This is a genomic window from Mucilaginibacter sp. P4_D1 (genome assembly GCF_056401935.1).
In genome coordinates, this window is the sequence record NZ_JBFUIJ010000001.1 from 452,341 (window position 1) to 459,306 (window position 6,966).

The 6,966-nt window shown below is 40.9% G+C and carries 6 protein-coding genes; all 6 read left to right on the forward strand.

What is annotated here, in order from left to right; translation table 11 throughout:
• Nucleotides 1–43 precede the first annotated feature (43 nt).
• Nucleotides 44–1,030, forward strand: coding sequence for a DUF6427 family protein (locus tag AC1DV1_RS01850; protein WP_477354354.1), 987 nt, complete (start codon nt 44–46; stop codon nt 1,028–1,030).
• Nucleotides 1,031–1,156: 126 nt separating this feature from the next.
• Nucleotides 1,157–1,849 (forward strand): phosphoribosylformylglycinamidine synthase subunit PurQ, encoded by a 693-nt coding sequence (purQ, locus tag AC1DV1_RS01855; protein WP_147055617.1) that lies wholly within the window; start codon nt 1,157–1,159, stop codon nt 1,847–1,849.
• Nucleotides 1,849–2,592: a type III pantothenate kinase gene (locus tag AC1DV1_RS01860; protein WP_477354357.1), complete on the forward strand. Its 744-nt coding sequence runs from the start codon at nt 1,849–1,851 to the stop codon at nt 2,590–2,592. Before purQ ends, AC1DV1_RS01860 begins: the two co-directional genes overlap by 1 nt.
• On the forward strand, nt 2,585–3,901 hold the full coding sequence (gene bamG / locus AC1DV1_RS01865; RefSeq protein ID WP_477354360.1) for a BamG family beta-barrel-assembly machinery protein: 1,317 nt from the start codon (nt 2,585–2,587) through the stop codon (nt 3,899–3,901). Before AC1DV1_RS01860 ends, bamG begins: the two co-directional genes overlap by 8 nt.
• Complete coding sequence (lptC, locus tag AC1DV1_RS01870) at nt 3,894–4,490, forward strand: LPS export ABC transporter periplasmic protein LptC (RefSeq protein ID WP_477354363.1); 597 nt, start codon at nt 3,894–3,896, stop codon at nt 4,488–4,490. The genes bamG and lptC overlap by 8 nt, the downstream gene beginning before the upstream one ends.
• A gap of 95 nt (nt 4,491–4,585) precedes the next feature.
• Nucleotides 4,586–6,727: a peptidylprolyl isomerase gene (locus AC1DV1_RS01875; protein ID WP_477354366.1), complete on the forward strand. Its 2,142-nt coding sequence runs from the start codon at nt 4,586–4,588 to the stop codon at nt 6,725–6,727.
• The last annotated feature ends 239 nt before the right edge of the window (nt 6,728–6,966 follow it).

The window sequence follows — 6,966 nt, forward strand, 5'->3', positions numbered from 1 at the left end:
TGGCTTTTTGTGCTAATTTTACCGCCGCAAAATATCGCCCGCTATGATCCAGGTTTTCCGGTCTTTTAATCCTTTGAATGTATTGTGGCTGGTGGTTGTATTGTTCCTTACCCGGTTGGGTTATATAATACAGGTGCCTGGTAAACTGGAGTTTGTGTTTGTTGAGCCATTTGCACGCCTGCTGGTGCCGGTTGCTTATGAGTACGCATTGTCGCCCGGGTTGAATGTTTTTCTTGCAGCGGTGTTGATACTAATACAAGCGTTGCTGCTTAACTATTTAATAAATCACTATAATTTATTAAGCAAGCCCTCTTTTTTGCCAGCTTTAATGTATGTAACGCTATCGGGGTTGTTTTCGCCTTTTTTGATATTGAGCGCACCACTCATCTGTAATTTTTTGCTGATATGGATGTTGTTTAAGTTGTTTAGCCTGTACAAAGGCGATAGCGCCAAATCAATATCTTATGATGCAGGTATGATTGTGGCGCTTGGCTCGCTTATTTACTTCCCGTTTATTTACCTGTTTTTGATCATTTGGATATCACTTATATTATTTAAACCATTCAACTGGCGCGAGTGGGTGTCGGGCGTTTTGGGGTATGCTACTATCTTTTTCTTTTTGGCTGTGTTTTACTATCTGAACGATAAAATTGCCGTTTTTTACAATATCTGGTTGCCGCTGGGTAAAAAGTTTCCTGATCACATCAGCATCAATTCCTATAATTACCTGCTGCTGATACCTGTTTTACTGATATTGGTGCTTTGCATTTTTAAATTACAGCAAAATTTCTTTAAAAGTTACGTGCAAACCCGTAAATCTTTCCAGCTTTTATTTTTCATTTTTTTGATTGCCGGCTTTTCATTTTACGTGAACGCCTCCTTTCAACTTAACCATTTTTTGTTGTGTATAGCACCCGCCGCGGTGTTTTTTGCCTATTATTTTTTATATGCAACCAAAAAATGGTTTTACGAAAGCCTGTTTTTATTGCTGTTAATCAGTATTATCTACTTTCAGTTTAACAAATTTTAACTTTTACATTCGTCCAAATTTCAGCGGTTATATTAGTTTTGTAGCGTGAAACTATTATTGGCTGCTGTTTAAACAAACAACAAGGCGATTGTAGTATCATAAAAACTTACACAAAAAACAAATCAGATGAAATTTGGCGTAGTTATATTCCCCGGCTCTAACTGTGATGAAGACATCATATATGTATTAGAAAAAATAATGGGTCAGCAGGTTGTGAGGTTATGGCATAAAGACCATGATTTACAAGGTGTAGACTTTGTTGTTTTACCCGGTGGTTTCTCCTTTGGCGATTATCTTCGTTCGGGTGCTATCTCCCGTTTTTCGCCAATTATGCAGGAAGTTATCCAGTTTGCTGCAAAAGGCGGTTACGTAATGGGTATTTGTAACGGTTTCCAGATATTGGCCGAAGCCGGTTTGCTGGATGGCGCTTTGTTGCATAACGAAAATCGTAAATTCATTTGCCGTAACATTTATCTTAAACCGCAAACAACCCAATCGTTGCTTACCGTTGGTTTGGAGCAGAACCAGGCATACAAAATTCCTATCGCCCATGGTGAAGGTAACTTTTTTGCCAGTGCCGACGTGATAAAACGCTTAAATGATAACGACCAGGTAATGTTCCGCTATTGCGACGAGGCAGGTAATATTACAGCTGATGCCAACCCTAACGGATCATTGGAAAATATTGCCGGTATCACCAATGCTGCCCGCAACGTATTTGGTTTAATGCCTCACCCTGAACGTGCTGCCGATTCATTATTGGCTAACGAAGACGGACTGGCCATTTTTGAATCAATATTATCAGTAGTTAGGGCCTGATGACCAGCCTGGTTATCGATATTGGTAACACATTTACAAAGATTGCCGTATTTGAGCTTGATGAGTTACTTACGGTTGAACAATTTGAAGATGTACCCATAACCAGGCCGGATGAACTGATCAGTGAGTATAAGGTTGACAGGGGGATAGTATCGTCGGTAAAAAAAAATGTAGAGCCCTGGCAAACAAGCTTAACATCAAAAATACCGCTGGTTACATTTAATAACACCATGACCAGTGGAATACAAAACCACTACCTAACCCCCGAAACACTTGGTACAGATAGAATGGCTGCCGTAATAGGGGCAAGCCATATATACCCAGGGCAAAATACCCTGGTAATAGCAGGCGGCACCTGCATAACGTACGACTATGTTGACGCCAACCGGAATTATTTTGGAGGCAGCATATCACCGGGTTTAAATATGCGTTATAAGGCAGTAAATTATTATACTGCCGGTTTGCCGCTTATAAATGCCGATGCCGGGTTTACGCCAGGTTACGGAAACAATACCGAAACTGCTATACGTTCGGGTGTGCAAAACGGTATAAAACATGAGTTAACCGGGTTTATTGAAAGCTATAAAGCCATTGATAACCAACTAAATATTGTGCTAAGTGGGGGCGACAGTATTTTTTTTGATACGCTGTTAAAAAACAGCATCTTTGCCCCCTATATAAAAATTGAACCTTATTTGGTTTTAAAAGGATTAAACGCAGCTATACAAAAGCATAATGATTAAATATACCAGGTTTCTTTTAACACTTCTATTTTCTGCAGTAATTGTATTTGCAGCAAACGCGCAGTCTACCACCAGCTCTCCATATTCAAGGTTCGGTTTGGGCGATATGACCCCACAATCAACTGCTCAAAGCCTTGGCACAGGCGGCATTGGCGTTGCTACCAACAGGATCAGCCTGTTTAATAACATCAACTTCCTTAACCCGGCATCATACGCGGCTATCAATTTAACTACTATTGATATAGGTATTTACAGCAACTTTTCAACCCTGAGCCAAACCGGGCAAACCAGCCAAAGCAATAAAAACTTCAGGTTAAGCCACATCGCTTTTGGTATTCCTGTTAGTAAGCATTCGGCATTTAGTTTTGGCTTGTTGCCCTATAGCGAACGTGGATATAACTACAAAAAATCGGTTAGCAGTTTAGGCACTTCTTCGCCGGCCGATACCAATACTACCAACTATACTTATAATGGCGACGGTGGCTTATCAAAAGCGTATATCGGTTATGGCTTTACAATTGCCAAACATTTATTAATAGGTGGTAATGTATCCTATATATTTGGTAATTTAAAAGATAATACAACCACCGAAACGCCCGGACTTGCAGGATTTTTGAACACAAAAATTGAGCAAACCAATGCTATTGGCGGTTTAAATTATGATTATGGTTTACAATATTCCATTGACCTTTCCGAAACCAAACATGTTATCCTGGGTTACTCGGCATCAGCGGGATCAAAACTCAACTCACAATCGAGCTTCATTGTAAGCCACTATACCAACGATGCTAACGGTAACCCCAACATCGCGGTTGATAGTGTGATAAATAAACAAGGGTCATCAGTAAAACTGAAGCTGCCGCAAATAAACAGGTTTGGGGTGTCGTTCCAAAATGATGGTAAATTTTTAATTGGAGCCGATTACTCGATGGGGCAATGGTCAAACTACACTATTGATGGTCAAAACCAAGGTTTGGTAAATAGCCGCACCATTAATGTTGGCGCGCAAATTACACCAAACATTGGTACTATACGCAACTACCTGGCTACTGTTGATTACCGTATAGGTGGTATTTACGATGAAACTTACATGGTTGTTAATAACACCCGAATAAAAAGGGTAGCTGTAACCGCCGGCTTTGGCTTGCCTTTACGCCCTAACAATGGCAGCTTTTACAAGATCAATTTCTCGGCCGAGGTTGGTAAAAGAGGTACGCTGGCCAATGGCCTGGTTAAAGAAAACTACGTTAACCTGCACTTAGGCTTTACGCTTAACGACAGGTGGTTTACCAAATATAAATTTGATTAATAACAGCATGTACAGCGGGGCAAAATATATGAAGGGCGCAAGCCTGCTGTTATTGCCTTTATTTGGCTTGTTTATAGCCTCATGCGAAAACGACCTGAACAAGGTTAAAGAGATTGCATCTACCGAAATGGGCGTAGTGGTTGAACCAACAACCGGGGTTGACTTGATTATGAGCGATTCGGCAAGGGTTAAATTGCACCTGTTGGCGCCGCTTATGCTGCAGTACCAAACAAAAGAACCCTATAAGCTGATGCCCAAAGGCGTAAAGGTTATACTTTACGATAAGCAAACCCAGCAGGAATCGGGTAACATTGTTGCAGATACGGGTATTTCCCGCGATACTAAAAAACTTATTGAGTTTCACAAAAACGTAGTGGCAACCAATGCCAAAGGCGAAACCTATAAATCTGACGAACTTTACTGGGACCAGACCACAAAAAAAGTTTATTCGCACAAACCAGTACAGGTAACCATGAACGGCGGCAACGTGATGAACGGCGATAGTTTTGAAAGCGATGACGCTTTCCTGCACCCAACATTAAAAAGCAGTACGGGCATATTTCACGTAGACGAAAAAGTGACACAATAATGTTGTTTTTTTCAGGAAAATTTTGTGTTATAGAATTTTACTAAAAATTGTATCTTGCGCCCTCTTTTAAAAGAATATAATAATTACAGAAGTATATGGGTATAATGGGTTTCTTGCGCGAACGGATGGGAAAAATCCTGGCAATCTTTATTGGGGTTGCACTTTTTGCATTCATCGTGAGCGAGGTAGTAAGATCAGGTGGGTCCTTTTTTAAAGACGACCGCAACGAACTTGCCGAAGTAAACGGCGAAAAAGTTCAATTAGATGAGTTTAACAAAAAACTCGACCAAAACACAAACCAGTTTAGGCAACAGTCGGGGCAAAGTATTTCGCCCCAGATATTAAACTATGTTCAGGAAACTACCTGGAACCAGGTGATAAGCGAACTGTTGCTTAACAAAGAGATTGAAAAATTAGGCTTAACTGTAGGCGGCGATGAAGCTGCTGCCATGGTAACCGGTAACAACCCAGACCAGCAGATAACCCGCGTGCCCCAGTTTGCTGATCAGCAAACCGGCCAGTTTGATAAAAACAAACTGAACCAGTATTTAGCTTTTATATCATCTGCAAAAGCCGATACCACTGCAAAACGTCAGTGGGGTGATTTTTTGACGCAGGTATTTGAAGCTAAACAAAAAACCAAATACATGGCTATTGTTACCAATGGCTTATATGTAAACTCGTTAGAGGCTAATGATGATTACCAGGCAAAAAACAAATTGGTTAGCTTTAAATACGCTACACTTGATTACGCGTCTATTCCCGATGCCAAGGTAACTTTAACCGATGCCGATTACAGCACATACTATGATGCCCACAAAGCTGAGTTTAAAAATCAGCAGGAAACCAGGTCATTTGATTATGTAGCTTTTAATGGCGCCCCTTCTAAAGAGGATAGCGCTGCTATTAAGACCGAAGTAAACAAACTGGTTGATAGTATTAAAGTAAGCACCAACGATTCGCTTTTTGTACAGATTAACTCTGAAACAAAAACTCCGCTGGTATTCCAGAAAAAGGGCGCGTTTGAGCCTAAGTTAGATACTTTGATGTTTAACGCTGCCAAAGGTTTTGTTTATGGCCCTTACGTATCAAACGGAAGCTATAAAATTGCCAAGCTAAGCGATGTTAAAACAACCTTCGACTCGGTGCGGACCAGGCATATTTTGATTAGCCCTCAAATTGAAGGTGGTATCGAAAAAGCAACGGCTAAAGCAGATTCACTTAAAAAATTAATTGAAGGCGGCAGGCCGTTTACAGATTTTGTTGCCAATTTTTCGACAGATAAAGGCAGCGCTGTTAAAGGTGGCGAAATACCTTCATTTGATGTTAATGGCTTAATGGCTGGTGGCCAGGGTCAAATTGCCGCCGAATATGCCAACGCGGCTTTTAAAGCAAGCAAAGGCAGCCTGATTGTGGTTACCTCACAGTTTGGTGTTCACCTAATACAGGTGGAGGATCAAAAAGGATCGGTAAAAGTTATTAAAGTGGCTGTTGTTGATAAACCGATTGTTGCCAGCAGTAAAACACAAACTGTTGCTTACAGTAAAGCCCAGGGATTTTTAGCTGCTTTAACAAAAGATAATTTTGATGCCGAAGCAAAAAAAGAAGGTATTAAAAAGCTAAGTGCTGACGATGTTGCCGGTACAGCTGCAGGCCTGCCAGGCTTGGATAATGCCCGTGAAGTTGTAAGATGGGCGTTTAAAGCCGACAAAGGCGACCTGTCCGATAAAGTATTTACGGTTGGCGATCAATACATCATCCCTCGTTTAACTCAAATTAAACCTAAGGGCATTTTACCGCTTGACGTTGTTAAAAAGCAAATTGAACCTGCTGTGCGTAACGAAGTAAAAGCAAAACAACTGAACGAAAAATTTGCTTCTGCGCTGAACGGATCATCATCAATTGATCAGGTTGCTCAAAAGGTAGGCTCCAAAGCCGTTCCGGTACAAAATATTGTTTTTGCTAACCCGATTATACCGGGCCAGGCAGGCGCCGAATACAAAGTTGTGGGTTCTATTTTCGGTTCTCAGCCTAATAAGCTTTCAAAACCGGTTAACGGCCAACAAGGCGTATTTGTTTATATTGTTGAGGGCTTTACCAATCCGGCACCGCTCACCAACAACTTAAGGCAAAAGCAACAAATAGCGCAAACCTTAATACAACGTGCAGATGGACAGGTATTGGATGCGCTGAAAGATAATGCCAATGTAAAAGATAACAGGGCTAAACTGTTATAATATAAATTAAAGTAATTTTACATCCGGGAACAGCGTTAAACCTGTCGCCCGGATTTTTTTTGCCTGGAGATTTTTTTAAAATCGCCTAAAAAACATCGGCGAAAGACTTGCGGAGTTTTAAAAACTTCGCAAGTCTGGGATTTTCCAACATGTCATGAGTAGGGACGGAGGATCTATTCGAGAGCTTTTCTATCGGTAGGAACGAAGATTTACAAGGCAAATCAAACTCAGCCTACATG